The organism is Stenotrophomonas sp. Ste86 (assembly GCF_024519465.1).
Taxonomy (GTDB): Bacteria; Pseudomonadota; Gammaproteobacteria; order Xanthomonadales; family Xanthomonadaceae; genus Stenotrophomonas.
On record NZ_JALJRW010000025.1, the window covers coordinates 29,074 to 55,852 of the forward strand.

The 26,779-nt window shown below is 66.8% G+C and carries 29 protein-coding genes and 1 pseudogene; 19 read left to right on the forward strand and 11 right to left on the reverse strand.

Annotated features, from left to right (window positions below):
• Nucleotides 1-41 precede the first annotated feature (41 nt).
• Genes pgl through zwf form a run of 3 tightly spaced genes read right to left on the reverse strand, consistent with a single transcriptional unit; the run spans nucleotide 42 to nucleotide 3,201 of the window.
• Nucleotides 42-764 carry a 6-phosphogluconolactonase gene (gene pgl, locus NR101_RS16805; protein WP_256774076.1) on the reverse strand — a complete coding sequence of 241 codons (723 nt, stop codon included), beginning with the start codon at nucleotides 762-764 and terminating at the stop codon, nucleotides 42-44.
• A complete protein-coding gene (gene glk, locus NR101_RS16810; RefSeq protein ID WP_256774075.1) occupies nucleotides 761-1,768 on the reverse strand; it encodes a glucokinase in 1,008 nt (335 codons plus the stop codon). The genes pgl and glk overlap by 4 nt, the downstream gene beginning before the upstream one ends.
• Nucleotides 1,765-3,201 (reverse strand): glucose-6-phosphate dehydrogenase, encoded by a 1,437-nt coding sequence (gene zwf, locus NR101_RS16815; protein ID WP_256774074.1) that lies wholly within the window; start codon nucleotides 3,199-3,201, stop codon nucleotides 1,765-1,767. The genes glk and zwf overlap by 4 nt, the downstream gene beginning before the upstream one ends.
• Before the next feature lie 352 nt (nucleotides 3,202-3,553).
• Here zwf and ugpC point away from each other — a divergent pair, with 352 nt between their 5' ends.
• Nucleotides 3,554-4,645 (forward strand): sn-glycerol-3-phosphate ABC transporter ATP-binding protein UgpC, encoded by a 1,092-nt coding sequence (ugpC, locus tag NR101_RS16820; RefSeq protein ID WP_256774073.1) that lies wholly within the window; start codon nucleotides 3,554-3,556, stop codon nucleotides 4,643-4,645.
• Between the two features lie 326 nt (nucleotides 4,646-4,971).
• On the opposite strand, the gene NR101_RS16825 is transcribed toward ugpC, so the two are convergent.
• Nucleotides 4,972-5,835: a folate-binding protein gene (locus NR101_RS16825; RefSeq protein WP_256774072.1), complete on the reverse strand. Its 864-nt coding sequence runs from the start codon at nucleotides 5,833-5,835 to the stop codon at nucleotides 4,972-4,974.
• A 39-nt stretch (nucleotides 5,836-5,874) separates the two neighbouring features.
• Here NR101_RS16825 and NR101_RS16830 point away from each other — a divergent pair, with 39 nt between their 5' ends.
• From NR101_RS16830 to NR101_RS16875, 10 genes are all read left to right on the forward strand, one after another.
• The gene (locus NR101_RS16830) at nucleotides 5,875-6,048 is read left to right on the forward strand and encodes a DUF1674 domain-containing protein (protein WP_256774071.1); all 174 of its coding nucleotides are present in this window, start codon (nucleotides 5,875-5,877) and stop codon (nucleotides 6,046-6,048) included.
• A 56-nt stretch (nucleotides 6,049-6,104) separates the two neighbouring features.
• The gene (sdhC, locus tag NR101_RS16835; protein WP_256774070.1) at nucleotides 6,105-6,497 is read left to right on the forward strand and encodes a succinate dehydrogenase, cytochrome b556 subunit; all 393 of its coding nucleotides are present in this window, start codon (nucleotides 6,105-6,107) and stop codon (nucleotides 6,495-6,497) included.
• A complete protein-coding gene (gene sdhD / locus NR101_RS16840; protein WP_088432212.1) occupies nucleotides 6,494-6,880 on the forward strand; it encodes a succinate dehydrogenase, hydrophobic membrane anchor protein in 387 nt (128 codons plus the stop codon). Before sdhC ends, sdhD begins: the two co-directional genes overlap by 4 nt.
• 31 nt (nucleotides 6,881-6,911) lie before the next feature.
• Nucleotides 6,912-8,702: a succinate dehydrogenase flavoprotein subunit gene (gene sdhA / locus NR101_RS16845; RefSeq protein ID WP_256774069.1), complete on the forward strand. Its 1,791-nt coding sequence runs from the start codon at nucleotides 6,912-6,914 to the stop codon at nucleotides 8,700-8,702.
• Nucleotides 8,703-8,865: 163 nt separating this feature from the next.
• Nucleotides 8,866-9,651, forward strand: coding sequence for a succinate dehydrogenase iron-sulfur subunit (locus tag NR101_RS16850; RefSeq protein ID WP_038689041.1), 786 nt, complete (start codon nucleotides 8,866-8,868; stop codon nucleotides 9,649-9,651).
• Nucleotides 9,652-9,777: 126 nt separating this feature from the next.
• A complete protein-coding gene (locus NR101_RS16855) occupies nucleotides 9,778-10,026 on the forward strand; it encodes a succinate dehydrogenase assembly factor 2 (RefSeq protein ID WP_128095617.1) in 249 nt (82 codons plus the stop codon).
• Nucleotides 9,977-10,426 (forward strand): hypothetical protein, encoded by a 450-nt coding sequence (locus NR101_RS16860; RefSeq protein WP_256774067.1) that lies wholly within the window; start codon nucleotides 9,977-9,979, stop codon nucleotides 10,424-10,426. Before NR101_RS16855 ends, NR101_RS16860 begins: the two co-directional genes overlap by 50 nt.
• Before the next feature lie 23 nt (nucleotides 10,427-10,449).
• Complete coding sequence (locus NR101_RS16865) at nucleotides 10,450-11,691, forward strand: lipoprotein-releasing ABC transporter permease subunit (protein WP_256774066.1); 1,242 nt, start codon at nucleotides 10,450-10,452, stop codon at nucleotides 11,689-11,691.
• The gene (lolD, locus tag NR101_RS16870) at nucleotides 11,684-12,397 is read left to right on the forward strand and encodes a lipoprotein-releasing ABC transporter ATP-binding protein LolD (protein ID WP_256774065.1); all 714 of its coding nucleotides are present in this window, start codon (nucleotides 11,684-11,686) and stop codon (nucleotides 12,395-12,397) included. The genes NR101_RS16865 and lolD overlap by 8 nt, the downstream gene beginning before the upstream one ends.
• A gap of 87 nt (nucleotides 12,398-12,484) precedes the next feature.
• Nucleotides 12,485-12,949, forward strand: a complete 465-nt coding sequence (locus NR101_RS16875) for a DUF6491 family protein (protein ID WP_256774064.1) — start codon at nucleotides 12,485-12,487, stop codon at nucleotides 12,947-12,949.
• A gap of 153 nt (nucleotides 12,950-13,102) precedes the next feature.
• On the opposite strand, the gene NR101_RS16880 is transcribed toward NR101_RS16875, so the two are convergent.
• The 3 genes from NR101_RS16880 to ftsY all read right to left on the reverse strand — a co-directional run bounded on the left by NR101_RS16880 (nucleotide 13,103) and on the right by ftsY (nucleotide 16,083).
• The gene (locus NR101_RS16880) at nucleotides 13,103-13,372 is read right to left on the reverse strand and encodes an oxidative damage protection protein (RefSeq protein WP_038689032.1); all 270 of its coding nucleotides are present in this window, start codon (nucleotides 13,370-13,372) and stop codon (nucleotides 13,103-13,105) included.
• Between the two features lie 3 nt (nucleotides 13,373-13,375).
• The gene (mutY, locus tag NR101_RS16885) at nucleotides 13,376-14,515 is read right to left on the reverse strand and encodes an A/G-specific adenine glycosylase (protein ID WP_256774063.1); all 1,140 of its coding nucleotides are present in this window, start codon (nucleotides 14,513-14,515) and stop codon (nucleotides 13,376-13,378) included.
• A gap of 170 nt (nucleotides 14,516-14,685) precedes the next feature.
• Nucleotides 14,686-16,083 (reverse strand): signal recognition particle-docking protein FtsY, encoded by a 1,398-nt coding sequence (ftsY, locus tag NR101_RS16890; RefSeq protein ID WP_256774062.1) that lies wholly within the window; start codon nucleotides 16,081-16,083, stop codon nucleotides 14,686-14,688.
• A gap of 190 nt (nucleotides 16,084-16,273) precedes the next feature.
• Between ftsY and NR101_RS16895 the strand changes: the two genes are divergently transcribed.
• The gene (locus NR101_RS16895) at nucleotides 16,274-16,570 is read left to right on the forward strand and encodes a hypothetical protein (RefSeq protein WP_256774061.1); all 297 of its coding nucleotides are present in this window, start codon (nucleotides 16,274-16,276) and stop codon (nucleotides 16,568-16,570) included.
• Between the two features lie 339 nt (nucleotides 16,571-16,909).
• On the opposite strand, the gene htpG is transcribed toward NR101_RS16895, so the two are convergent.
• Both htpG and NR101_RS16905 read right to left on the reverse strand, forming a co-directional pair.
• Complete coding sequence (gene htpG, locus NR101_RS16900; protein ID WP_256774060.1) at nucleotides 16,910-18,808, reverse strand: molecular chaperone HtpG; 1,899 nt, start codon at nucleotides 18,806-18,808, stop codon at nucleotides 16,910-16,912.
• A 361-nt stretch (nucleotides 18,809-19,169) separates the two neighbouring features.
• Nucleotides 19,170-19,727 carry a hypothetical protein gene (locus NR101_RS16905; RefSeq protein ID WP_256774059.1) on the reverse strand — a complete coding sequence of 186 codons (558 nt, stop codon included), beginning with the start codon at nucleotides 19,725-19,727 and terminating at the stop codon, nucleotides 19,170-19,172.
• 339 nt (nucleotides 19,728-20,066) lie between these two features.
• Here NR101_RS16905 and rsmD point away from each other — a divergent pair, with 339 nt between their 5' ends.
• The 6 genes from rsmD (at nucleotide 20,067) to NR101_RS16935 (ending at nucleotide 24,864) form a co-directional block, all read left to right on the forward strand.
• Nucleotides 20,067-20,672, forward strand: a complete 606-nt coding sequence (rsmD, locus tag NR101_RS16910) for a 16S rRNA (guanine(966)-N(2))-methyltransferase RsmD (protein ID WP_256774058.1) — start codon at nucleotides 20,067-20,069, stop codon at nucleotides 20,670-20,672.
• A gap of 7 nt (nucleotides 20,673-20,679) precedes the next feature.
• Nucleotides 20,680-21,189, forward strand: coding sequence for a pantetheine-phosphate adenylyltransferase (gene coaD / locus NR101_RS16915; protein WP_256774057.1), 510 nt, complete (start codon nucleotides 20,680-20,682; stop codon nucleotides 21,187-21,189).
• Nucleotides 21,190-21,237: 48 nt separating this feature from the next.
• Nucleotides 21,238-21,729, forward strand: a complete 492-nt coding sequence (locus tag NR101_RS16920) for a hypothetical protein (protein WP_256774056.1) — start codon at nucleotides 21,238-21,240, stop codon at nucleotides 21,727-21,729.
• Between the two features lie 125 nt (nucleotides 21,730-21,854).
• A complete protein-coding gene (locus NR101_RS16925; protein WP_228887506.1) occupies nucleotides 21,855-22,136 on the forward strand; it encodes a YfhL family 4Fe-4S dicluster ferredoxin in 282 nt (93 codons plus the stop codon).
• The gene (gene ggt, locus NR101_RS16930) at nucleotides 22,133-23,875 is read left to right on the forward strand and encodes a gamma-glutamyltransferase (protein WP_256774055.1); all 1,743 of its coding nucleotides are present in this window, start codon (nucleotides 22,133-22,135) and stop codon (nucleotides 23,873-23,875) included. Before NR101_RS16925 ends, ggt begins: the two co-directional genes overlap by 4 nt.
• A 101-nt stretch (nucleotides 23,876-23,976) precedes the next feature.
• On the forward strand, nucleotides 23,977-24,864 hold the full coding sequence (locus NR101_RS16935; RefSeq protein ID WP_256774054.1) for an MBL fold metallo-hydrolase: 888 nt from the start codon (nucleotides 23,977-23,979) through the stop codon (nucleotides 24,862-24,864).
• 329 nt (nucleotides 24,865-25,193) lie between these two features.
• Here the strand turns inward: NR101_RS16935 and NR101_RS16940 are convergent, their stop codons facing one another.
• Nucleotides 25,194-25,478, reverse strand: a complete 285-nt coding sequence (locus tag NR101_RS16940) for a PsiF family protein (RefSeq protein WP_256774053.1) — start codon at nucleotides 25,476-25,478, stop codon at nucleotides 25,194-25,196.
• 150 nt (nucleotides 25,479-25,628) lie between these two features.
• Nucleotides 25,629-26,264, reverse strand: coding sequence for a uracil phosphoribosyltransferase (upp, locus tag NR101_RS16945; RefSeq protein WP_256774052.1), 636 nt, complete (start codon nucleotides 26,262-26,264; stop codon nucleotides 25,629-25,631).
• Between the two features lie 32 nt (nucleotides 26,265-26,296).
• Between upp and NR101_RS16950 the strand changes: the two are divergent.
• Nucleotides 26,297-26,779, forward strand: a pseudogene (locus NR101_RS16950) (hypothetical protein); the annotation flags it as partial.

The window sequence follows — 26,779 nt, forward strand, 5'->3', positions numbered from 1 at the left end:
TACCGGCTATGAGAGGGCGAACGGAACAACACCGGGAGAGATCAGTCACACCAGTGGACGCGCAGTTTCGCGCCGTCGAGATCGATCGCGTTGAGGATGGGATACAGCTGCGGATTGTTGCTTTCCAGCGCCTGCTTGAGCACTTCCAGCTTCTGCTTGCCGCGTAGCAGCAGCAGGCGCTGGCGGCTCTGCTTCAAGCCGTGCGGGGTGAGCGTGATGCGCAACGGCCACTGATTGGCACCGGGGCAACCGGTGGCGTCCAGCGCGGCGTAGGGCAGGGTGCTTTCCAGTGCGCGGTTCAGGTCCTTGGAGCCGGGAAACAGCGAGGCGGTATGGCCGTCGTTGCCCATGCCGAGCACGCTCAGGCACGGTGCCTGGCTGTGCTGGGCCTGCAGGTTGGCGGTATACACGCACTCGGGCAGCGGCTTGCCGACCCGCACCAGCGGATCGAAATGCGCGCCTTCGGCACGCGCCAGGAAGCTCTCGCGGACCAGCCAGGCATTGCTGTCGCGATCCTGCGGCGACAGCCAGCGCTCATCGACCAGGCTCACTTCGACCCGGTCCCAGTGCACGTCCAGTTCGGCCAGCGCCTGGTAGACCGGGGCCGGCGTGGTGCCGCCGGACAGCAGCATGCGCGCGCGGCCGAAGGTGGTGATGTCCTGGTTGAGCGCCTGTGCCATTTCCGCGGCGATGGCTTCGATCCAGCCATCGGCATCGCCGTGGCGGATCAGCGTGAAGCGGTCGGAGGTGTCCAGCGTATTCATGCGTTGATTCCTGGCAGGTCGCGCTCGACATCGGCGGCGTAGGCGGCCGAACCGAGCAGGCCGGCATGCGGGTGCATCACCGCCAGCGACGGAACGCGGGCCATGATCGAAGAGAAGCGTCCCTTGTGTTCGAAGCGCTGGCGGAAGCCGGAATGCTGCAGGGAATCGAGCATCTTCGGGGTCAGGCCGCCGGTGAGGAACACGCCATCCCAGGCGCCCTGCATCAGCACCAGGTCGCCGGCGATGGCGCCGAACACCGCGCAGAACACATCCACCGTGCGCATCGCCTGCGGGTCGCCGTGCAGCGCACGGGCAGTGACGTCCACTGGCTGCAGCTGGCCCGGATCGATGTCGGCCATCTCGCAGACCGCGCGATGGATGTTGACCAGGCCCGGGCCGCAGATCAGGCGTTCGTTGGAGACGCGGCCGAACTGCTCGGAGAGGATTTCCAGGATGCGGATTTCTTCTGGCGTGCCGGGCGGGAAGCTGACATGGCCGCCCTCGGTTTCCAGCGGATAGCAGCGGCCGTGGCGCAGGATCAGCCCGCCCACGCCCAACCCGGTACCCGGGCCGATCACCGCGTAGTTGCGCGGCTGGCCCGGCTTGCCCGGCACCCACGCCGCACCGCCGACCTGGACCACGTCCTGCGGCTGCAGCAGCGAGATCGCCATCGCCTGCGCGGCAAAATCGTTGATCAGGTGCAGTTCGTCGAAGCCGAGCATCAGCGCGGTGCGGCTGCGCGAGATCACCCAGGGGTGGTTGGTGATGCGCGCCTCGTCGCCGTCCACGCGGCCGGCCACGGCGAACACGCCGCGTTTGGCCTGCGCGCCGACCTGTTCCAGATAGTGCTGCGCCGCCTCGCCCAGCGAGGGAAAATCAGCGACCGCGAATTCGCGGATGCTGTCCTGCTGCAGCGGTGCGTCCAGGCTGGTGTCGGCGAGGGCGAAGCGGGCGTTGGTGCCACCGATGTCGGCAACCAGGACCGGTTGGTTCTGCAGCGTCATGCGTCGCCGTCCTTGCGGTCGGCATCCACTTCGACAGGCAGGAAACCGGCGGCCTCGGACGGGCCCCATTCGCCGGCCGGGTAGGGCTGCAGCGGCAGGTTGGCGGCCTTCCAGGCATCGCTGACGCTGTCGATCCACGCCCACGCGGCACGCACTTCGTCATCGCGCACGAACAGCGCATGGTTGCCGTTGAAGGCGTCCAGGAACAGGCGTTCGTAGGCGATGCGGCGATGCAGGCCGGTGGGGACGGACAGTTCCAGTTCCAGCGGATGCAGTTCCAGCGCGCCCCATTCCGGGCCGGCCAGCGAGCTCATCAGGCCCAGCTCGATGTTCTCCTGCGGCTGCAGCTGGAAGACGATGCGGTTGGGGGTGGCGTTGCGACGGTGCGGACGCTCGAACAGCCAGTGGGTGACCGGCTTGAGCGTGACCACCACGCGGGTGGTGCGCTCGGCCAGGCGCTTGCCGGTGACCAGGTGGAACGGCACGCCGGACCAGCGCCAGTTGTCGATGTGCGCGGTGACCCCGGCGAAGGTTTCCACGTCGCTGCCTTCCGGCGGCTGGTAGGCCTGGGCCGGCTGGCCGTTGATGGTGCCGGCGGTGTAGCGGCCGCGGACGCTGTCGCGGGCGGCGTGCTTGGCATCGAGCGGGCGCAGGGCGCGCAGCACCTTGACCTTCTCATCGCGGATGCGGTCGGCTTCCAGCGAGGCTGGCGGCTCCATCGCCACCAGGCACAGCAGCTGCAGGATGTGGCTCTGGACCATGTCGCGCAGCGCGCCAGAGCGGGCGTAGTAGGCATCGCGGCCATCCACGCCTTCGCTCTCGGCAACCAGGATGTGCACCGATTCGATGTAGTTGCGGTTCCATACCGCTTCCAGCAGCGTGTTGCCGAAGCGCAGCGCGATCAGGTTCTGCACCGCGGCCTTGCCCAGGTAGTGGTCCAGGCGGAACACGCGGTCTTCGTCGATCCACTGGCCGATGGTGGAGATGATCTCCTCGGCGCTGGCGCTGTCGCTGCCGATCGGCTTTTCCAGCATCAACCGGTGCGGCGCGGCCAGTGCGCCGCCCTTGGCCAGGCCTTCGCAGGTGGAGATGTACAGGCCCGGGGGAATGGCCAGGTAGCTCACGCAGTGGCGATCCACCAGGTCGCTGACCGACTCGGCGACCGAGTCGGGATTGCGCAGGTCCACCGAGCGGTAGTCGATGCGCATCAGCAGCGAATGGATGTCCGCCTGGCTCGCCATCGGCATGGCCTGCTGCAGGCGCGGCCGCAGGATTTCGCGGAATCCGTCGGTATCGTGCGGGGACAGGGCCAGCGCACGGATCTTGAAATCTTCCGCCAGCAGGCCGTCGCCCAGCAGGCGCAACAGGGAGGGGAACAGGTAACGCTGGGCCAGGTCGCCGGTGGCGCCGAACAGGAAGAGGGTGTCGTGCATCGCTCGAGTTTCAGATCCGGGTGACATCGTTGTCAATCGCTTCTCGTCTATGTTCTCGGGGGTCTCGCCGGGCGTGATGTCCGATGTTGCAGACGCAACATGAACAGGCACGCACCTGCGCATCATGGGGCATGTTGCGGGCGTATCGGGCGACTGTGGGCTCGCCGATGCGTCGCGGTCATGACCGACCAACGGATACTGCCACGTGAAAACGTTTACATGGCAGAATGAGCAGACTGTATTCGATTGCAGTGGTCGCCGTCATGCGGCACCACGCCATCGACCTGCCATCGGGAGGGCCGAAGGCAGTTCCGCACAACAGCCCGGCAGCGGGCGGACTGGAATGGGTGATATGGCAAAAGTGCAGTTGCAGGGCGTGCGCAAGGTCTACGACAACGGCCAGGTGGCCGTTCAGGGCGCGACCTTCGAAGTGGCCGATGGTGAATTGATGGTGCTGGTCGGGCCGTCCGGCTGTGGCAAGTCGACCTTGCTGCGCATGGTCGCCGGGCTGGAGGAGATCAGCGGCGGCACGCTGACGATCGGCGACCGCGTGGTCAACGACGTGGCGCCCAAGGACCGCGACATCGCCATGGTGTTCCAGAGCTATGCGCTGTACCCGCACATGACCGTGGCCGAAAACCTGGCCTTCGGCCTGAAGCTGCGCGGCCACGACAAGGCCACGATCAGCAAGCGCGTCAACGAGGCGGCCGAAACGCTGGGCTTGACCGACATGCTCGACAAGCTGCCCAAGGCGATGTCCGGCGGCCAGCGTCAGCGCGTGGCGCTGGGTCGCGCGCTGGTGCGCGAGCCGGCGGTGTTCCTGCTGGACGAGCCGCTGTCCAACCTTGACGCCAAGCTGCGCCACAGCGTGCGCACGGAAATCGCGCAGCTGCATCGCAAGCTGGGCACCACGATGATCTACGTGACCCACGACCAGGTTGAGGCGATGACGCTCGGCCAGCGCATCGTGGTGCTCAAGGACGGCGTCATCCAGCAGATCGATACGCCGATGGCGCTGTACGACCGTCCGGCCAACCTGTTCGTGGCCGGCTTCCTCGGCAGCCCGGCGATGAACGTGCTGCGCGGGACGCTGCAGCGCACCGACAGCGGCATCGTGGTGCAGGAAGCGCAGCTGACCGCGCCGCTGGGGCAGGCAACGGTGGATCCGGCCTGGATCGGCAGGACGCTTGCGGTGGGCGTGCGACCGGAGCACCTGCAGCCGGCCGCGGCCGAGGATGCGACGGGCTTCGAGGCGACCATCGACGGCATCGAGCCGGTCGGCAACGAGATCTTCGTCAACATGACCAGTGGCGGCCAGGCGCTGGTGATGCGCGTGGCGCCGCAGGCGTTGCCGCAGGTCGGCGAGAGCATCCGCGTGGCGATCCACCCGAAGGGGCTGCATTTCTTCGATGCGGACACCGGCGAACGCTTGAACGCCGACTGAGGGTGCGGGCGGGTTGGCGGGGGTGCCGGCCAGCGGCCGGCAGGGCACGCGTGGCTGCCGGGTCATGAGGTTGCCGGCCAGCGGCCGGCAGGGCACGCGTGGCTGCCGGGTTCATGAGGTTGCTGGCCAGCGGCCGGCAGGGCACGCGTGGCTGCCGGGTTCATGAGGTTGCCGGCCAGCGGCCGGCAGGGCACGCGTGGCTGGCGGGTTCATGAGGTTGCCGGCCAGCGGCCGGCACTACGGGGGCTCGGTAGTGCCGGCCGTTGGCCGGCTCCACGCATATGCATCAACGCGCGCGGTGTGGCGCATCGACCAACGGTTGATGCCTACCGCGCCAGACCCTCCAGCAACGGCAGCGGCACGGCGTCGATGCCATCCACCGACAACGGATCGCCGGGCATCTCCAGCGGCAGTACCGCCAGCGCCAGGTCGCCGGCCACGCTGGCCAGGGTGCCGATGGCGGTGCCGTTCTGCTGGACAGGCGCGCCGCTGACTGCGCCGTCAACCACGCGCAGCAACTGCAATGCGCGCTTGGCCTTGCCCAGGAAATGGGTGCGGGCCACGATTTCCTGGCCGGGATAGCAGCCCTTCTTGACGCTGTAACCGTTCAAGCGGTCCAGGCCGAGCTGTTGCGGGGTCCATTGTTCGCGTTGCGGCACGTCCAGCCGCGGCACGCCGTAGCGCAGATCGGATTGACGCCAGGCCAGATCGAAGCCGGCAGAATCGGCGGCTTCATCGGCGTGCGCCGGGGCAATGCGCAGCGTCCGCGGCAGCGCGTCGCTGCCCACATCCAGCTCCAGCGTCTCACCATGTACAGCGATTGCCGCGCCAGAGGCGGCGTCCGGTGCGGTAAAGCTGCCGGCCACGATCAGGTCATTGCGGACCGCGATCCTGACCTTGCGACGGAATACAAAACGCTGCAACTGCGACGCAATCGCATCGGCATCACCGTCGGCGAGCACCAGCAGCACCGTGTCCGGGTCCACGCGAATCAGCTGGAACACAGCAATGGTGCGGCCTTTGGCGCTCAGCCAGGCGCTCCATTGCCAATGCCGCACGGGCAGGGCGGTGACATCGCTGGAAAACTGGGCGTGGGCAAATGCCGCTGCATCGGTGCCCTCCAGACTGAGCAGCTGGTGACCGGGGAGGCGCGGAAAGCCGTTGAATTCCATGGGCAGGTTGTCAGGCACGTGAACGGGGTCTAAAATTTGTGCGTTGCGAGACCACCCATGATAGGCCAAACAACCCCCACTCCAGAATCCGACTCCGATGCCCCGCAGGTCGACGAGAAGCAGCCGCTTCCCGAGACGCCCGCGGTGCCTGTGGAGATTGGTGGCCGCGGCGGACTCGATCCGGTGCGGTATGGAGATTGGGAGAAAAACGGACGCTGCATCGATTTCTGATCAGCATTGAGCCAACGCGGCATTGCGCCGCCCAGCCGAGACAACGAGCCCAGCGAATGGCCGCCAGAGAACGTCCCCTTTCCCCGCACCTTCAGGTGTATCGCTGGCAGATCCAGATGGCCACCTCGATCCTGCATCGAGCCACCGGCATCTTTCTGTCTGTTGGAGCCCTGATCATTGCCGGCGGCCTGCTCGCCCTGATGATGGGTCCTGAATCCTGGAACTGCTTCACCGGCCATGCCGGCAGCTGGTACGGCAAGCTGTTCCTGTTCGCATGGACCTGGTCCTTCGCCTACCACCTGTGCAATGGCCTGCGCCATATCGTGCAGGACTTCGCGATCGGCTTCTCCATCCCCGCCTTCGTGCGCAGCAGCTGGATCTCGGTGTTCGCCAGCCTGGTGATCACCGCGCTGGTGTGGGCCTACGTCTTCCTGGGAGCGGCCGCATGAACAAGTACCGTACCCCGCTGAAGAACGTGCGTGGCCTGGGCGCCGCCAAGACCGGCACCGAGCACTTCGTGATGCAGCGCCTGACCGCCACCGCGCTGGTCGGCCTGACCATCTGGTTCCTGGTGTTCGTGCTGAGCCTGATCGGCGCCGATTACGTGACCGCCACCGACGCGGTGTCCAAGCCGTGGAATGCGGTGCTGCTGGTCGGCTTCCTGGTCGCGATGTTCTGGCACGCCCAGCTCGGCCTGCAGGTCGTGCTGGAAGACTACATCCACAACTCGCTGCTGGCCCTGGCGCTGCAGACCACGGTGAAGTTCATCGCCGTGCTCGGCGCGATCGTCAGTGTGTTTGCGGTCGCCCGCATTGCGCTCGGCGTTGCCTGAGTCCAGGCACCAAGACAGGAATCCAGATTAGATGTCCGCTTACAAGATTACGGAACACAAGTACGACATGGTCGTGGTCGGCGCCGGCGGTGCTGGCCTGCGCGCTACGTTCGGTCTTGCCGCCAAGGGCCTGCAGACCGTCTGCCTGACCAAGGTCTTCCCGACCCGTTCGCACACCGTGGCCGCGCAGGGTGGCATCTCCGCCGCGCTGGGCAACATGGGTGAGGACGACTGGCGCTACCACTTCTTCGACACCATCAAGGGCTCGGATTGGCTGGGTGACCAGGACGCGATCGAGTACATGTGCCGCGAAGCGATTCCGGCCATCATCGAACTGGAGCACTACGGTGTGCCGTTCAGCCGTACCGAAGAAGGCAAGATCTACCAGCGCCCGTTCGGTGGCATGACCACCAAGTACGGCGAAGGCCCGTCCGCGCAGCGCACCTGCGCCGCCGCCGACCGTACCGGCCACGCCATGCTGCACACGCTGTACCAGCAGTCGCTGGCGCACAACGCGCGCTTCATGATCGAGTACTTCGCGCTCGACCTGATCTTCGATGACGAAGGCGTCTGCCGCGGCGTGCTCGCGCTGGACATGGCCGACGGCTCGCTGCACCTGTTCCGCGCCCACGGCGTGGTGCTGGCCACCGGCGGCTACGGCCGCGCCTACTTCAGCGCCACCTCGGCCCACACCTGCACCGGCGACGGCGGCGGTCTGGTCATGCGCGCCGGCCTGCCGATGCAGGACATGGAGTTCGTGCAGTTCCACCCGACCGGCATCTACGGCGCCGGCTGCCTGATCACCGAAGGCGTGCGCGGCGAAGGCGGCATCCTGCGCAACAGCAACGGCGAGCGCTTCATGGAGCGCTACGCACCGCACTACAAGGATCTGGCCTCGCGCGACGTGGTGTCGCGTTCGATGACCATCGAGATCCGCGAAGGCCGCGGCGTCGGCGAGCACAAGGACCACATCCTGCTCGACCTGACCCACCTCGGCCCGGGCGTGATCGACGACAAGCTGCCGGGTATCGCCGAAAGCGCGCGCATCTTCGCCGGCGTGGACGTGCACTCCCAGCCGATCCCGGTCATCCCGACCGTGCACTACAACATGGGTGGCATCCCGACCAACTACCACGGCGAAGTCGTGCGCAAGGTCGGCGACAACCCCGATGCGGTGGTGCCGGGCCTGTATGCGATCGGCGAAGCGGCGTGCGTCTCCGTGCACGGTGCCAACCGCCTGGGTTCGAACTCGCTGCTGGATCTGGTCGTGTTCGGTCGTGCGGTGGCCAACCGTTGCGCCGAGACCATCAAGTCCGGTGCGCCGCACAAGACCCTGCCGTCGGATGCGTGCGACAAGGCGCTGGGCCTGCTGGACAAGCTGCGTTACGCCAACGGCGACACCCCGACCTCGGTCATCCGCGACAACATGCAGCGCACCATGCAGAACGATGCAGCGGTGTTCCGTACCAGCAAAACGCTGGAAGAGGGCTGCGCCAAGATGTCCGAAATCTTCGACTCCTTCCAGGACGTCAAGGTGACCGACCGCTCGCTGGTGTGGAACTCGGACCTGATCGAAACCTACGAGCTGAACAACCTGCTGCTCAATGCGGTGGCAACGATCAACTCGGCCGAACAGCGCAAGGAAAGCCGTGGCGCGCATGCGCATGAGGACTTCCCGGACCGCGACGACGTCAACTGGCAGAAGCACACGCTGGTCAACGTCGACGACAACGGCAAGTGCAGCTTCGACTACCGTCCGGTGCACATGTACACGTTGAGCAAGGACGTGGACGTGGTGCCGCCCAAGCCGCGCGTTTACTAAGAGACCTGCGGCATGACCTCCGTCCACGCAGCGCTCGCGACCACCGCCACCCACCCGGGTGGGGTGGCACGTGCGCCGCTGGCCGGCGGTGTCGACTTCCTCATCTTCCGTGCAACCCGCGCCTGCTTCGCAGCGCGAGCCGCCTGAGCCAACGAGAACAGCCATGGCCGAGTTTTCCCTCCCCAAGAATTCCAAGATCGGAAAGGGCAAGCACTTCCCCGCCAAGAGCGGTGCGAAGAACACGCGCACTTTCAAGATCTACCGCTGGAGTCCCGACGACGACAGCAACCCGCGTACCGACACGTACGAGATCGACCTGGACAGCTGCGGCCCGATGGTTCTGGACGCGCTGATCAAGATCAAGAACGAGGTCGATCCGACCCTGACCTTCCGTCGTTCGTGCCGCGAGGGCATCTGCGGTTCGTGCGCGATGAACATCGACGGCACCAACACGCTGGCCTGCACCCGCGCCATCGCCGACTGCGGCAAGGCCGAAGTGCCGATCTACCCGCTGCCGCACATGAGCGTGGTCAAGGATCTGGTCCCGGACCTGACCCATTTCTACGCGCAGTACGCCTCGATCAAGCCGTGGATCCGTACCCAGACCCCGCCGCCGCCGGATCGCGAGCGCCTGCAGTCGCCGGAAGACCGCAAGAAGCTCGACGGCCTGTACGAGTGCATCCTGTGCGCGTGCTGCTCGACCAGCTGCCCGAGCTACTGGTGGAACGGCGAGCGTTACCTGGGCCCGGCGATCCTGCTGCAGGCCTACCGCTGGATCGTCGACTCGCGCGATGAAGACACCGGTGCGCGCCTGGACGAGCTGGAAGACCCGTTCAAGCTGTACCGCTGCCACACCATCATGAACTGCTCGCGGACCTGCCCGAAGGGCTTGAACCCGGCGCTGGCCATTGCCGAGATCAAGAAGCTGATGATGGCGCGCCGCGCCTGATTGAGTGGTTTCAGCACCGCCCGCGCGCAGGCGCGGGCGACATCGGCGGCACCGACCGGAAGGTCTGGTGCCGCTGTCGTTTCGGGCGACCCAGCGGTCGCCGCCTTTATGGATGCATCCACGTCGATGGACGAAGCCACTGAACTGAAGAAGCTGCGCTGGCGTTGCCGCCGCGGCATGCGCGAGCTGGACCAGCTGTTCGGCCGTTACCTGGACCGTTGCTGGTTGCAGGCCCCTACAGAAGAGCGCGAGGTTTTCCTGTTCCTGCTGGAGAGCGAGGACGATAAGTTGTGGCGCTGGTTCATGGGTTACGAGGAGTGCCCGCATGCCCAGCCCGCCGCGCTCATCGCCCGGATCCGCGCCCTGCCGGCTTGAGTGGCGCCCTTCGCGCTGGCAGTGCGGGGCGCAGCTGCTGATCACCGCGCTGGCGCCTTGGGCGCTGTGCAGCAGCGACCTGCCCGCCGGGCTGCGCTGGCCCGCATCGCTGCTGGCCCTGTTGTTGGGCGGGGCCGAGGCATGGCGGTATTGGCGGACGCCGGCGCAGCGCATCGTGATTCTGCCTGGTGAAGCCTTGGCACAGGTGGACGGCAAGGCCGTCGAGGACCTGCAATTGTCCGATCGCGGGGTCCTGCTGCAACTGGCCTGGCGCCAGCAGGGGCGGCGGCGCTGGCGGCTGTTCTGGCCCGATACGCTGGCGCCGGCGTCGCGACGTGAACTGCGTCTGGCCGTCCGCGCACACTGCATTTCCCGTTCACGTCCGGCAGTGGCACCATAGCCTGAATTGTCCGGCGCACCTGCATGTTCAAACCCATCCCTGTTTCAATCGGTCTGCGCTATCTGCGCGCTAAACGCCGCAACGGTTTCATCTCCTTCATTTCAATGGCCTCCATCCTCGGTATCGCCCTTGGCGTTACCGTGCTGATCACCACGCTGGCGGTGATGAGTGGTTTCCAGAAGGAAATCCGCGACCGCCTGCTGCAGATGACCGCCCATACCACCATCACCACCGACGGCGCGCCGATGTCGGACTGGCAGCGTGCGGTGGATACGGCCAAGAAGGATCCGCGCGTGGCGGGTGCCGCGCCGTATATCGAGATCCAGGCCATGCTCAGCGGTCCGCGCGTGCAGGGTGCGATCGTGCAGGGCATCGATCCTGCGCTGGAGCCGGGTGTCTCGGTGATCAACCAGAAACTGGTCAAGGGCAGCTTCGACAGCCTCACGACCGGCAGCTACAACCTGCTGGTCGGCAAGGAGCTGGCGATCTGGCTGGGCGTGGACGTCGGCGATACCGTGCTGGTGACGCTGGCCGAAGTGCAGGGCACTCCGGTCGGGGCGATGCCGCGGCTGAAGCGCTTCACCGTCAGCGGCATCTTCGAGGCCGGCTACAACGAAATTGACAAGGGCGTGGCGTTCGCCAACATGGCCGACCTGGAGCGCGTGCTGCGCATGGACGGGGTCACCGGCGTGCGGCTGAAACTGCATGACATGGACAAGGCGCTGGACGTGGGCGTGGACCTGGCCCACACCCTGGGCGGCGGTTACCGGGTCAGCGACTGGACCCAGCAGAACGCCAACCTGTACCACTCGCTGCGCATGGAAAAGGTGGTGATGGGCATCCTGCTCTCGCTGATCATCGCCATGGGCGCGTTCAATCTGGTGTCCTCGCAGGTGATGCTGGTCACCGACAAGCAGGCAGACATCGCCATCCTGCGCACGCTGGGGCTCACCCCGGGCGGGGTGATGCAGGTGTTCATGGTGCAGGGCTCGCTGATCGGCATCATCGGCACCGTTGCCGGCGTGATCGGCGGCATCACCCTGACCTTGAACCTGGAGCGCATCCTCGGTGCGATCGAAACCCTGTTCAACGTCAAGCTGCTGCCGGAGGACGTCTACTACATCACCGGCCTGCCGACCGACATGCAGACCCCGGACATCATCGTCATCACCGTGATCGCGCTGGCCATGAGCTTCCTGGCCACGCTGTACCCCGCGTGGCGCGCCGCCCGCACCCAGCCGGCGGAGGCCCTGCGCTATGAATGAGCCGATCAACCGCGGCGATGAAGTGATCCGCGCCGAAGGGCTCGCCAAGACCTATGCCGAAGGTCGCATGCAGACCCCGGTGTTCAACGGCCTGGATCTGAGCGTAACCGCCGGTGAGACGGTGGCCATCATCGGTGCCTCCGGCGCCGGCAAGAGCACCCTGCTGCACCTGCTGGGCGGGCTGGATACGCCGACCGCCGGTGAGGTGTTCGTGGCCGGCCAGCGCATGTCCGGGCTGTCTGACGGCCAGCGTGGCCAGCTGCGCAACCGCGCGCTTGGCTTTGTGTACCAGTTCCACCACCTGCTGCCGGAATTCACCGCGCTGGAAAACGTGATGATGCCGGGGCTGCTGGGCGGCGAAGCGGTGGCGACGGCCAAGAGCCGCGCGCAGGCCCTGCTGGAATCGGTCGGGCTGGGGCATCGGCTGGAGCACAAGCCCGGCGAGCTGTCCGGCGGCGAGCGACAGCGTGCCGCCGTGGCGCGCGCGCTGGTCAACCGGCCGGCGTGCGTGCTGGGCGATGAGCCGACCGGCAACCTGGACGACAAGACCGCCGGCACCGTGTTCGAGCTGATGCTGGAGTTGAACCGTGCGTACCACACCAGCCTGGTGCTGGTGACCCACGACCGCAGCCTGGCGCGCAAGCTCGACCGCGTGCTGGAACTGCGCGAAGGGCGCCTGCACGCACTGGCCCACAGCCAGGTCTGAGCTGGCCGCTGAATGGCCGGCGCGACCGTGGCGCCGGCCTCACGCGAGGGGTGCATCATCGGCGCATTCATCCCCGATGGAGGCGCCATGAAGACCCTGATCGCAACCGCCGCGCTGTGCCTGACCCTGGTCGGCTGCGCGACCACCGGCCGCTTGAGCGGCGATGAGCGGCTGGCCCTCTACCGTGCCCATGCCGGCCCGCCGCAGCAGGACATGCCGCTGTACGGATCGTTGTCGGGTTGGACCGAACTGGGCGACAGCGCGTTGGCAGTGTGGACGCGTCCGAGCGAAGGCTATCTACTGGAACTGCGCGGGCCCTGCCAAGGCCTGGATTACGCGCCGGCGATCGCGCTGACCAGCAGGGTCGGGCGGGTCTCGGCACGCTTCGACAAGGTGCTGGTGCGCGACCCGACCCCGGGCCCGATGAACATGCCGTGCTTCATTGACAGCATCCGCAAGCTGGATGTGCAGGCCCTGCGTTCCTCGGAGAAGCAGCTGCGCCAGGCGCAGGTGCAGGAGCGCGAGGAAGTCCAGGCCGCGCCGGCGAAGTAACTGCGTGCCGGCCGTTCTGCCGTCGTGTAGGGCGTCTCATGATCGGTCGTTGCGTCCCGGCCACTGCCGCGCGCGCGGGCGGAGAATGCATGGCAGCGGGATGCCGCCGGAGGAGCCGATCGCTGCCGGCTGCAGGTCGGCAGCGCGCTGGAATCACGCCTCCGGGACGAATCCGGCCGGCTTCTCGGCATCCTTCTCGAACAGGTATTTGACCAGTTCGGTTTCCAGGAACGCGCGGTGCTTGGGATCGCGCGGCGACAGCCGGTTTTCGTTGATCAGCATGGTCTGGTGCGCCAGCCAGGCACTCCAGGCGCTCTTGCCGATGCCGTTGAAGATGCGCTGGCCCAGTTCGCCGGGGTAGGGCACGAAGTCCAGGCCTTCGGTGTCGCGTTGTTCGTACTGGCAGAAAACGGTGCGGGGCATGGCTTACTCGGAATCGGGTGAGGATGGTGCGCGTCGCATTGTACGGCGCTTGGGCGATGCGGGCGGCGCGCCGGTCTCCAGCAGCTTGCGGATCGGGGCGGGCAGGCCAAGCGTGGCCAGTGCTTGGGCATCGACCCAGCGCAGGCCGGGATCTTGCGCGCGCAGGCCCTGCACCCGGCGCACCAGTACCTGCAGGTGCAGCCGGTAATGACTGAAGGTGTGCTGGAGCACCGGCAGCGGCTCGGCATCTTCCAGCGAACCGTCGATGTGCGCGTCGAACCAGTCCTGCAGCTGCATGCCGGTGTCGGCCTGCGGCAGCGTCCATAGCTGTGCCCAGATGCCGGTGTCCGGCCGCTTCTGCAGCAGTACGCGGCCGCTGCCGTCGCGCAGCAGCAACGCCACCGCCTCGCGTTCGGGCAGGGTCTTGCTCGGTTTGGGCGTGGGGAGCTGGTCCGTGCGGCCTTCGCGGCGTGCCACGCAGTCGTCCTGCAGCGGGCAGATCGCGCACGCGGGCCGGCTGCGGGTGCAGATCGTCGCGCCCATGTCCATCTGCGCCTGGGTGTAATCGGCCAGGTGCGCGTCGGGCACATGCTGTACGTGTGCTTCGGCCAATGCCCACAGCACTTTTTCCACCGCCGGCAGGCCGGGGAAACCCTCGATGCCGTGGTAGCGGGTCAGCACGCGTTTGACATTGCCGTCGAGGATCGCAAAGCGGTCGTTCCAGGCCTGGCTGAGGATCGCGCCTGCCGTGCTGCGGCCGATGCCCGGCAGCGCATGCAGCGCATCGACATCGCGCGGCAGCTCGCCGCCGTGCAGCTCGACGCAGCGCTTGGCCGCCGCATGCAGGTTGCGCGCGCGGGCGTAGTAGCCCAGCCCGGCCCACTGCGCCATCACCGCATCGTTGCTGGCGGCCGCCAGGGCGGGCAGGGTGGGGAACACCTGCAGGAATTTCAGGAAGTAGGGGATGACCGTGCTGACCTGGGTCTGCTGCAGCATGATCTCCGACAGCCACACCCGGTACGGCGAGCGTGGATGCTGCCACGGCAGGTCATGCCGCCCGTGGCCGTCGAACCACGGCAGCAGGCGCGCGACGAAGGCATCGTCGGTGGGCGTGGGGGCGCTGGCGGTTGGCTGGCGTGGCAAGGGGATTCCCGGTGAGGCGGGGTAGAGCCACCCCATGGGTGGCTGCGCTGAATCTGGCTGCGCTGGAGGTAGCTGCGCCGGCCGCCGCATACGCGCGGGCCAGCCTGGTCGAGCAGCCACCCATGGGGTGGCTCTACCGGAGGCGCGCGTATGTCCCGCGCGCCGTCCGGTCAGCCGCCCAGTGCGTCGGGCAGCAGCGCGTCGACGAAGGCTTCCGGGTCGAACACGCGCAGGTCTTCCGGACGCTCGCCGATGCCGGCGAAGCGGATGGGAATGTTGAACTCGCGCGCCAGCGCGAACACCACGCCGCCCTTGGCGGTGCCGTCCAGCTTGGTCACCACCAGCCCGGTCACGTTGACCGCGGCATGGAACTGACGCAGCTGCGAAAGCGCGTTCTGGCCGGTGGTGCCGTCGATGACCATGAGCACTTCGTGCGGGGCGGCCGGGTCGATCTTGCCGAGCACGCGGCGGATCTTGCCCAGTTCGTTCATCAGCCCGCCCTGGGTGTGCAGGCGGCCGGCGGTGTCGGCGATCAGCACCTCGGTGCCGCGCGCCTTGCCGGCCTGCAGGGCGTCGAACGCCACCGACGCGGCGTCGGCGTTCTGGCCCTGCGCGATCACGGCCACGCCGTTGCGCTCACCCCAGGCCTGCAGCTGGGCCACGGCGGCGGCGCGGAAGGTGTCGCCGGCGGCCAGCATCAGGCTGTGGCCGTCGTCCTTGAAGCGCTTGGCCAGCTTGCCGATGGTGGTGGTCTTGCCGACGCCGTTGACGCCGACGGTGAGCACCACGAAGGGCTTGGCGTTGCGGTCGATGACCAGGGGCTTGGACACCGGCTGCAGGATCGCGATGAGTTCGCCACGCAGCGCGGCCAGCAGCGCGTTGGCATCGGCGAATTCGCGCGCCTTCATGCGCTTGCGCAGGCCTTCGACCAATGCGGTGGTCGCGCCGACACCAACGTCGGCGGTGATCAGCGCCGTTTCCAGTTCATCCAGCAGGTCGTCGTCGAGCTTGGGGTTGCGCGAGAACAGGCCGCCGAAGCTGCGCGCGATGACGCTGTTGCGCAGCCGGTCGCGCCAACCGGGCTTGCCCGGCGCGGCGGCGGGGGCGCTGTTGTCATCGGGCACGGTGGCCAGCGGCTGCGCGGCTTCCTGCACGATCTCGCTGGCGACCAGCACCGGCGGCGGCAGCGGGGCGGCGATCGGTTCGGCGATGGCGACCGGGGCGGTCTGGACGACGGGTGCGACCGGTGCCGCAGGTGCCGCAGGTGCCGCTACGACCGGCGCAGTCGGTGCCGCAGGTGCTTCCACGACCGGTGCGGCCGGTGCCGGGACGACCGGCGGCGCCGCTTCCGCGGGCGCAACCGGCGCGACCGCTGGTGCAGGCGCGGCCACCGGCACGGCGACGCTGGGGACCGTGGCAGCCGGCGGCTGGACGGGCGCGGGCGCCGACGGGCCGTCTTCACTGGCCTGCGGGAACGCCGCTGCCAGCTCTTCGGCCGAGTAGTGCTGGGTCTTGGGCGCGTCCTGCGGAGCGTCCTGGGGCTTTTTGCGACGGAAGAAACTGAGCATTGGATTCGGCGCTGAAATCAGGGGGATATGCTACCACTGCGCCCTTGGACGGCAGTGCGAACGTGGGGGGGGGCAGTGTCGGCGGGCAGCCGACCAACGGTCGGCTCTACAGTCTGTGGTGGTGCGGCCGTTAACGGCTTTGGATGCCTGCGTCATCGGACGCCGGCCATGCATCGTGGAGTGCAGCAGCGTGAACGTGATGTCCATTGCCAGCTCGGGCATGCGTGCCGCGAGCCTTGGGGTACAGGCCGCTGCGGCCAACGTGGCGCGTTTGCCGGTGGAGGATTCCCCCCGGATCGGGGTGGCACAGAGCTCGGTGGTCGGAGGCGGGGTGCAGGCCAGTCTGGTCGAGGGTGCGCCCGATCCCGGCGCACCGGTTTCAGACCTGCTTGCCGCAAAGGACGCGGTGCTGACCTTCAGTGCCAACGCCGCGTTGATCCGCGGCAGCGACCAGATGCTCGGCGCGTTGCTGGACGAGCGCGCCTGAGACCGTATCCACGCAGCTGACCGGTGGCGCCGGCCGCTGGCCGGCTCCCTGCAGTCACCGGTAGTGCCGGCCGCTGGCCGGCTCCCTTCAGTCACCGGTAGTGCCGGCCGCTGGCCGGCTCCATGCACATGTTTCCGAAGTTAATGTAGTGCCGGCCGCTGGCCGGCTCCTCATGAGCCTCGGGAGCGCATGCATGAAGCCGGCCAGCGGCCGGCACTACCTGGGTTCCCAAGAGCCGGCCAGCGGCCGGCACTACCGGGTTCCCAACCGGCGGTCAGCGGTCGGCACGTGCGGGTTCCCAAGGCCGGCCAGCGGCCGGCACCTGGGCCACACCTCGCCTTACGCCGACAACTCCAGCAGCAGCTTGTTGAGCCGGCGCACGTAAGCGGCCGGATCCTTCAGTGTGTCGCCGGCGGCGAGCGCGGCCTGGTCGAACAGCACCCGGCTGAGGTCGTCGAAGCGCGCGCTGTCCGCTTCCTGGTCCAGCTTGCCGATCAACGGGTGGCCGGGGTTGAACTCGAACACCGGCTTGCTGTCGGGCACCTTCTGGCCGCTGGCTTCCAGGATCTGACGCATCTGCATGCCCAGGTCCTGTTCGCCGATGGCCAGGATCGCCGGGGAATCGGTGAGGCGGTGCGAGACGCGCACGGCTGCCACGTCGTCGCCCAGCGCGGTCTTGATGCGTTCGACCAGGGCCTGCTTGTCCTTGGCCACGGCCTCCTGCGCCTGCTTGTCTTCCGCGCTTTCCAGCGCGCCCAGGTCGAGGTCGCCACGGGCGACGTCGGCGAACGACTTGCCGTCGAACTCGGTCAGGTAGCCCATCAGCCATTCGTCGATGCGGTCGGTGAGCAGCAGCACTTCGATGCCCTTCTTGCGGAACACTTCCAGGTGCGGGCTGTCCTTGACCTGGGTGTGGCTGTCGCCGGTCAGGTAGTAGATCTTGTCCTGGCCGTCGATCATGCGGCCGACGTAATCGGCCAGCGACACGCTCTGCTCGCCGCTGGCGTCATGGGTGGAGGCAAAGCGCAGCAGTCCGGCGATCTTCTCGCGGTTGTTGAAGTCCTCAGCGGGGCCTTCCTTGAGCACCTGGCCGAACTGCTTCCAGAAGCCGGCATAGACCTCGGGCTTGTCGTTGGCGAGCTTGTCGAGCATGTCCAGCGAGCGCTTGGTCAGCGCCGACTTCATCGAGTCGATGACCGGGCCGGACTGCAGGATTTCGCGCGAGACATTCAGGGACAGGTCGTTGGAATCGACCACGCCCTTGATGAAACGCAGGTACATCGGCAGGAACTGTTCGGCCTGGTCCATCACGAACACGCGCTGGACGTACAGCTTCAGGCCCTTGGGCGCGTCGCGGTGGTACAGGTCGAACGGGGCGTGGCCGGGGACGTACAGCAGGGAGGTGTACTCGAGCTTGCCTTCGACCTTGTTGTGGCTCCAGGCCAGCGCGTCCTGGTGGTCGTGCGCGGCGTGCTTGTAGAACTCCTGGTACTCGGCGTCGGTGATCTCGGTGCGCGGGCGGGTCCACAGCGCGCTGGCGCGGTTGACGGTTTCCCATTCGACCTCGGCCGGGGCATCCTCGCCGTGGTGTTCCTTGACCATCTGGATCGGCAGGCCGATATGGTCCGAGTACTTCTTGATGATGCTGCGCAGGCGCCAGCCGTCGACGAAGTCCTGCTGGTCGTCCTTGAGCTGCAGGACGATGCGGGTGCCACGCTCGGGCTTGTCGATGGCTTCAACGTCGAACTCGCCTTCGCCGCGCGAGGACCAGTGCACGCCCTCGCTGGCAGGCAGGCCGGCGCGGCGTGAATAGACGTCGACCTGGTCGGCGACGATGAAGGCGCTGTAGAAGCCGACGCCGAACTGGCCGATCAGCTGCGAATCCTTCTTCTGGTCGCCGGAGAGCTGGCGCAGGAAGTCGCCGGTGCCGGACTTGGCGATGGTGCCAAGGTGGGCGATGGCGTCTTCGCGGCTCATGCCGATGCCGTTGTCGTCGATGGTGAGGGTATGGGTATCGGGGTCAAAGCTGACGCGGATGCGCAGGTCGCCACCGTTTTCGAGCAGGGCCGGTTGGGTCAGCGCTTCAAAGCGGAGCTTGTCGGAGGCGTCGGCGGCGTTGGAGATGAGCTCGCGAAGGAAGATTTCCTTGTTGGAATACAGCGAGTGGATCATCAGCTGCAGCAGCTGTTTGACTTCGGTCTGGAAGCCCAGGGTCTGCTTTTGGGTCTGCTCGGTCATGGGTGGCGGTGCTCCTTGGACGATGCCGCGCCCGGCGCGGCGGCTGGTCAAGGGGTAGGGGTGGTGGGGTGGGTTTTCAAGGGCGTGCAGAGGCGGCGCGGAGCCAGTGCCGACGCGTGGCGTCTGAATGCGTAGGCCGCAGCGAGATCCCAGGCCGCCCCCTTTACTCATGACGCGGCGTACCCGCGGGCAGACCTGCCGGGACTGGAGATCGAGTGCGCTTCTTTCAGTTGACGGTCACCGATCCACTATCGGACCCGCATAGGCGGGGGACGCACCCTTCCATTTTGGTCGATATCCTTCTCGGCTCGTGAACGATACAGATCGCGTTTGCAATATGACTTCCGCTGAACGAATCATTCTATTGTTGAGAGAAATACGTCGCACACCTTCCGCTGTCGGCCGAGACACTGCCTCGCATTGAGCCGGAGCTTGAGTTGCTGTAGCGAATAGTGCCCGTGGAGTGGAAGTTGACCCCTGCGCTGGCTGAGCCATTGGGTGCATTTGCAAGAACATAATCGGAGGACCTGTCCGTCGATGACTGCGGGTGCTGAGGGCTGGCCGCTTGTGGGGCGAGCACTTCATCCCCATCGCGTAACTCGCATATCCAGGCTGCAATACTGCCTTCCAGCACTGCCTCGCCACCAGCCGGGCGGGCATTCTTTTCGAGGCAGAACGCCTCATGGTAAAGCTGTGTTGCTTTGCTTTGGCGGGAATACTGATAGGTGGGATTCCCGTCCTCGTTCATCACCAGACGCTGTTCGACAGCGACAAGGCCTCCTTGGAAGTCTGGCCACTCAGAGGCTCTGATCAGGGTCCTCTCTCCGCTTGTATTCATTTCCACCCGATCCTGGAGGGCGGAAGGAGGGGTCGCAGATACTGGAAATGCAACTGTCAGGGCGAATGCGAATTTCTTCATTGTGAGTGTCCAGGTGACCGCTGATGCGGCATTTGGATTCTCGTTGGCCAGGCGGAACTATGTGGCGTATTCCGTCTCGAAACTCACCGTCTGTCGATGAAATATTCGCATGGATGCTGGCCAGGCCATCGGTGTGGAAAATGGCGGGCAGCAGTGTCGCGCTATGAGCGGCGGAATGGATCCGCCGTCCATTGAGGAGGTCGCCATGTGCCGCCTGTGGTGCGTGACGCGCGCGCCCGGGTTCAGCGCCTAGAATGCAGGTCTGAATCGCCCGACCTTCGTGCCCATGACTCCTTTCCGCCCGTACGCCCCTTCCACCGTCCTCGCCCGGAGCCGCGCATGAAACCGCGCCAGCCGGTGGCGGCGGCCGTGGGCCAGGTGCGGATCATCGGTGGCAAGTGGCGCGGCACGAAGTTGCCGGTACCGCTGTCGCCGGGCCTGCGGCCCAGTAGTGATCGGGTCCGGGAGACGCTGTTCAACTGGCTGATGCCGCGCATCGGTGGGGCGCGGGTGCTGGATCTGTTCGCCGGCAGCGGTGCGCTGGGGCTGGAAGCGGTGTCGCGTGGGGCCGGGCAGGCGACGCTGGTGGAGCGCGACGCGGCGTTGTCCCGGCAGCTGCGCGACTCGGTGGCCAAGCTGGGCGCGCAGGGGCAGGTGCAGGTGGTGCAGGCCGATGCGCTGCAGTGGCTGGCGCAGGCGCCGGCCGGGCAGGCCGATATCGTGTTCGTGGACCCGCCGTTCGCGGCGGGGCTGTGGGACCAAGTGCTGGCGGGGCTGGGGCCGCACCTGGCCGCCGATGCCTGGCTGTACCTGGAGGCACCGGCCGAGCAGGCGCCGCGGGTGCCCGCGCCGTGGCTGCTGCACCGCGAGGGCGGGACCCGGGAGGTGCGTTTTGCCCTGTACCGCCGCGCCACTGCTACACTTTCACCAGATCACAACGTGTAGCTGACGTATGACCGTGGCCAACCGCCGCATTGCCGTGTACCCGGGCACCTTCGATCCGATCACCAACGGTCACATCGACCTGGTGAACCGGGCCGCGCCGCTGTTCGAGAAGGTCGTGGTTGGCGTGGCGCAGAGCCCGTCCAAGGGCCCAACGCTGCCGCTGGAGCTGCGTGTGCAGCTGGCGCGCGAGGCCCTGGGGCACAATCGCAACGTGGAGGTGATCGGTTTCGATACGCTGCTGGCGCATTTCGTGCGCTCGGTGCATGGCGGCGTACTGCTGCGCGGTCTGCGCGCGGTGTCCGATTTCGAGTACGAATTCCAGATGGCGAGCATGAACCGTCATCTGATCCCCGAGGTCGAGACCCTGTTCCTGACCCCGGCCGAGCAGCACAGCTTCATTTCGTCTTCGCTGGTCCGCGAGATCGCCCGCCTGGGCGGCGACGTGTCCGGCTTCGTGCCGGCCTCGGTGCTCGAGGCGCTGCGCAAGGTCCGCGAAGCGAAGTCGGGCCCGTCGTAAAAACCCGTCAGACCCACACATACCAAGAATCACCAAGGGAGGAATTCCATGAACAACACCATGCGTGCCATGTTGATCGCGTCGTTCGCGCTGGCCTTCACCGCCTGCAAGAAGGAAGAGGCCGCTCCGGTTGCCGAAGCCCAGCAGGCGCTGGTCGCCCCGGACGCCAATGACGACGCCGGCTGGAAGAAGTACCTGCAGGCCGTAGCCGTGCAGAACATGGGCAACATCACCAACAGCCCGTTCCTGTATTACCTCTCGCCGGAGTCCGATCCGGAGTTCGCCGCCAAGTACGAGCGCCAGGTTGAAAGCGCCACCCAGGCCGTCGCGCGCGGCATCCAGCCGGGCAACATGCTGGCCTTCGGTTCGTCGGCTTCCTCGAAGATGGCCGACATGATCCAGGCCGTGTTCAAGGACGTGCCGGCCGACTCGATGAAGGGTGTGCGCGTGGTGTTCATCGGCAAGGCCGCTGACAACGCCCGCGTGCAGTCCATCGTGCAGCCGACCGGCGCCGAGTACATCTTCGTAGAAGCCAAGTAACCCGTGCAGTGGCGGCCGCGCCTGTGGCGTGGCCCGGGCGGCTTCTTCCGGGAAGCCGCCGATGACCGGCCTGCGCCACGGCGCGGGTCGGTCCTCATCCGCCGGCGTGGGCGTGGAGTAACGCCATGTCGCTGAAAATCAATGAGCTCTGCGTCAACTGTGACGTGTGTGAGCCCGCCTGTCCCAACCAGGCCATCTCGATGGGTGAAACCATCTACGTGATCGATCCGGCCCGCTGCACCGAGTGCGTGGGACATTTCGACGAACCACAGTGCGTGGTCGTCTGCCCGGTGGAATGCATCGATCCCGATCCGGACATCCCGGAAACCCAGGACGCCCTGCTGGCGAAGCTGTACGGTCTGCAGCGCGACCATCCCGAACTTTATGCGGAGCCCCCATCCGAATGAATACGTTGTCGCCTCGTTGGTTGCTGCTCGTCCTGTTGTGGTCCCCGGTGGCATGGTCGGCCGCACCGGCGCAGGGTTCCCTGGCCAGTCATCCCGACGGTGCGGCGATCGCCAGCGGTCACCACCTGGCCACCGAGGCCGGCATGGAGATCCTGGCCAAGGGCGGCAACGCCTTCGATGCGGCGGTGGCGGTGTCCTCGACGCTGGCCGTGGTCGAGCCGATCAGCTCCGGGCTGGGCGGCGGCGGCTTCTTCCTCCTGCACGATGCAGCCACCGGCAAGGATGTGATGCTGGACGCGCGCGAGACCGCGCCGCAGTCGGCAAACGAAGCGGCGTTCCTGGACAAAAAGGGCGAGCTGGACCGCGACCGCTCGGTCAACGGTCCATGGTCGGCGGGCATCCCGGGCCTGCCGGCAGCGCTGGTGGAGCTGTCCAGCAAGCACGGCAAGCTGCCGCTGCGGACCTCGCTGGGCCCGGCGATCCGTATCGCCAGTGAAGGCTTCCCGGTGTACGCGCGCATGGCCAAGGGCTACGCCGCGCGCCGTGAGGTGATGGAGCGCTACCCCGGGACCCGCGAGGTGTACCTGCGCAATGGCAAGCCGATCGCAGAGGGCGATGTGTTCCGCCAGCCGGAACTGGCAGCGACGATGGAGCGGCTGGCCGCGCAGGGGTTCGATGGGTTCTATCGCGGCCAGACCGGCAAGGCCCTGTTGGCGGGCGTGAAGCAGGCCGGCGGCCGCTGGACCGCCGAGGAGCTGGCCGGTTACCGGGTCAAGCTGCGCGAACCGATCGTGTTCAACTACCGTGACTGGAAGATCACCACCGCCTCGCCGCCGTCCTCTGGTGGCATCGCGCTGGCGGCGATGTTGCAGATCCTGGAAGGTTGGGACCTGAAGTCGATGGATGAAGCGCACCGTACCCACCTGGTGGTGGAAGCGATGCGCCGCGCGTACCGCGATCGCACCTTCTTCCTGGGCGATCCGGACTTCGTGCAGATTCCGCAGAAGGTGCTGACCAGCAAGGATTACGCGCAGGGCCTGCGGGCGACCATCCATCCGGAAAAGGCCACGCCGAGCGACCTGCTGTCGGGCAATCCGACCCCGCTGGAAGACGATGAGACCACCCACTTCTCCATCATCGACCGCGACGGCAACCGTGTCGGCGCAACCCAGACGGTGAACCTGCTGTACGGCTCGGGGCTGATTCCCAAGGGCACCGGCGTGCTGCTCAACAACGAAATGGACGACTTCGCACTGAAGCCGGGCACCCCCAACGCGTTCGGGGTGATGGGCTATGCGGCCAACGCGCCGAAGCCGGGCAAGCGCATGCTCAGCTCGATGACCCCGACCTTCATGGAGTCGCCGGACAAGGTGGTGGTGCTGGGCACGCCGGGCGGCAGCCGCATCATCACCATGGTGCTGCTGGGCATCCTCGGCTACGACGATGGCCTGAGCGCGCAGCAGGTGGCCGCATTGCCGCGCTACCACCACCAGTGGCTGCCGGACGAAATCTCGGCCGAAACCGGCGCGCTGTCGGTGGACACCATCAAGCAGCTGCAGGCGATGGGCCACAAGATCGAACTGCCCGGCGACAGCGCCGAAGGCGGCCGCGGGTCCAGCCACGTGTGGGGCAACCTGCAGACGGTGGAGTGGGATCGTCGCAGCAACGTGCTCAGCGGCGGCAGCGATCCGCGCAACCCGGTGGGCAGCGCGGCGGTGACCCCGGCCGCTGGCCGCTGAACCCGGCCGCTGTCCATGCGTTCGAGACCCCGCCGCCCGGCGGGGTTTTTCGTTATGGGCACCTAGCGAATATTTAACGCGCCGCGCCGGATAATTTGCCGATGAAACTATGGTCGATACGCGGCAACACCCAGAAGCTGGACGGCGGTGCGATGTTCGGCAATGCGCCGCGGACGGTCTGGGAAAAATGGGCGGCGCCGGACGATCTGAACCGGATCGAGCTGGCCTGCCGGGCACTGCTGGCCAGCCCGCTGGCCGGCAAGACCGTGCTGTTTGAAACCGGTATCGGCGCATTCTTCGAGCCGAAACTGCGCGAACGCTACGGCGTGCAGGAACCGCGCCACGTGCTGATGGAATCCCTGCGCGAGGCCGGCTTCGAGCATGAGGACATCGACGTGGTGGTGCTGAGCCACCTGCACTTCGACCACGCCGGCGGCCTGCTGGCGCAGTGGAGCGAAGGCCGAGAGCCTGAACTGCTGTTCCCCAACGCGACGTTCCTGGTGGGTGCCGAACACTGGCAACGCGCCCTGCAACCACACCCGCGCGACCGGGCCAGCTTCATTCCGGAGCTGCCCGCGCTGCTGCAGGCCAGTGGACGCCTGGAGATCGTGGACGGGCCGTATTCGAAGGCGCTCGGCAACAGCGTGCGTTTCAGCTTCAGCGACGGACACACCCCCGGCCTGATGCTGGCCGAGATCGTCGGCCCCGAGCAGGCCGACGGCCAGGCACGTGGCGGCGTGGTGTTCTGTGCGGACCTGATTCCCGGCCGTTCGTGGGTGCACGTGCCGATCACCATGGGCTACGACCGCAACGCGGAATTGCTGATCGACGAAAAGCGCAGCTTCCTGGAAGACAAACTGGCGCGCAACGTGCACCTGTTCTTTACCCACGACCCGCAGTGCGCGCTGGCGCAGGTGGCCCGCGATGAGAAGGGCCGCTTCGGCACCGTCCACGAGCAGGGTGAATTGAAGGCGCGCGCGCTGGCGTGAGCGCCGGCTAGTGCCGGCCGCCGGCCGGCTCCCCGTAGTAGTCGGCAAAATCGGTAGTGCCGGCCGCTGGCCGGCTCCACGTACTAGTCGGCAAAATCGGTAGCGCCGGCCGCCGGCCGGCTCCCCGTAGCCGCCGGCAGCATCGGTAGTGCCGGCCGCTGGCCGGCTCCACGTAGTCGTCGGCAGCATCGGTAGTGCCGGCCGCTGGCCGGCTCCACGTAGTCTTCGGCAAGATCATGAGGAGCCGGCCAACGGCCGGCACTACCGGGTCATGGGGTGTCGATTGTTGGGCGGCACCATCGGATCATCGGCCGCACTTCGCCCGGCGATCAATGCGCCTTCAGGCAACTACTCATGAAGGTCTTGCGCGCATCGCCGGCCAGCTTTTGGGTGGCGGCGTCGGCGTTGCAGTGCTTCATGCGCTCCTGCGGCGTGGTCGCCGCCGGTGCCGGGCCGCTCAGGCAGGCCTTTTGCGCGGACTTGTAGTCCTCGCCGGTCTTGCCCTTGTTCTTGGCTGAGCAGTCGGCCATGCGCTGTTGCTGTGGCGTGGCGGCGCTGGCCAGTACGGGGCTGGCGATCAACAGCAGGCAGGCCAGCAGGGACACGGTTTTCATGGCAACGCTCCACGCACGGGTTGATGGTGCGCGCAGCTTCTGCCCCGGCATGAGCAGAGGGCGTGAAATTACCGGCGGGGGTGGATTGGCGCGTCAGCGCGCCCCCAGGTCGCCGGCGGCCGCATGCGGCCACCGGGACAGTCTCGGTGATCAGCCGACGACGCGGGTACCGAAGATGCGGTCGCCGGCATCGCCCAGGCCCGGCAGGATGTAGCCCTTTTCGTTGAGGCGGGCATCGATGGCGGCCGTGTAGATCTCCACGTCCGGATGCACGGCCTGGACGGCGGCGATGCCTTCGGGGGCGGCAACCAGGAAGATGCCCTTGATGCGGCGCGCGCCGGCGCGCTTGAGCATGTCGATGGTGGCGATCAGGGTGCCGCCCGTGGCCAGCATCGGGTCCAGGATCAGCGCGTCGCGCTCTTCCAGACGGCCGGTCAGGCGCTCGAAGTAGGGCACCGGCTGCAGGGTTTCTTCATCACGCTGCAGGCCCACCACGCTGACCCGGGCGGCCGGAATCAGCGACAACACGCCGCTGAGCATGCCCAGCCCGGCACGCAGGATCGGCACCACGGTGATTTTGGCGCCGGCGATGCGCTGCACCGTCACCGGACCGGCCCAGCCGGCGAGGGTGTGCGGTTCGGTATCCAGGTCGGCGGTGGCCTCGTAGGCCAGCAGGCCGCCGAGTTCATTGGCCAGCTCGCGGAAGTCCTTGGTGCTCAGGGACGCATCGCGCATCAGGCCGATCTTGTGCTGCACCAGCGGATGGCGCACTTCGACGATTTTCATGGGAGGAGCAACGAAGAGGGGAGACGGGTAGTTTGCCGCAAGGCCCTCCGAAGCCAAAGCCCGAAGCCGAAGCCGAAGCCAAAGCCGAAGCCGAAGCCAAAGCCAAAGCCAAAGCCGAAGCCGAAGCCGAAGCCGAAGCCGCGATCTCCGGTAGTGCCGAGCCATGCTCGGCAGGCCAGACAGTGACGAAGCCGACGCTCGGCAGGCCAGACAATGACGAAGCAGACGCCGACGCTCGGCAGGCAGTGCAGCGCCAAGAGCAGCCGAGCATGGCTCGGCTCTACGCTGCCTCCCGAGTCCCCGATTCCCCGATTCCCCGAATTCCCCGAATTCCCCGAATTCCCCGAATTCCCCGAATTCCCGAATTCCCGAATTCCCGATTCCCGATTCCCGAATTCCCGAATTCCCGATTCCCGAATTCCCGAATTCCCGATTCCCGATTCCCGATTCCCGATTCCCAATTCCCAATTCCCAATTCCCAATTCCCAATTCCCAATTCCCAATTCCCAATTCCC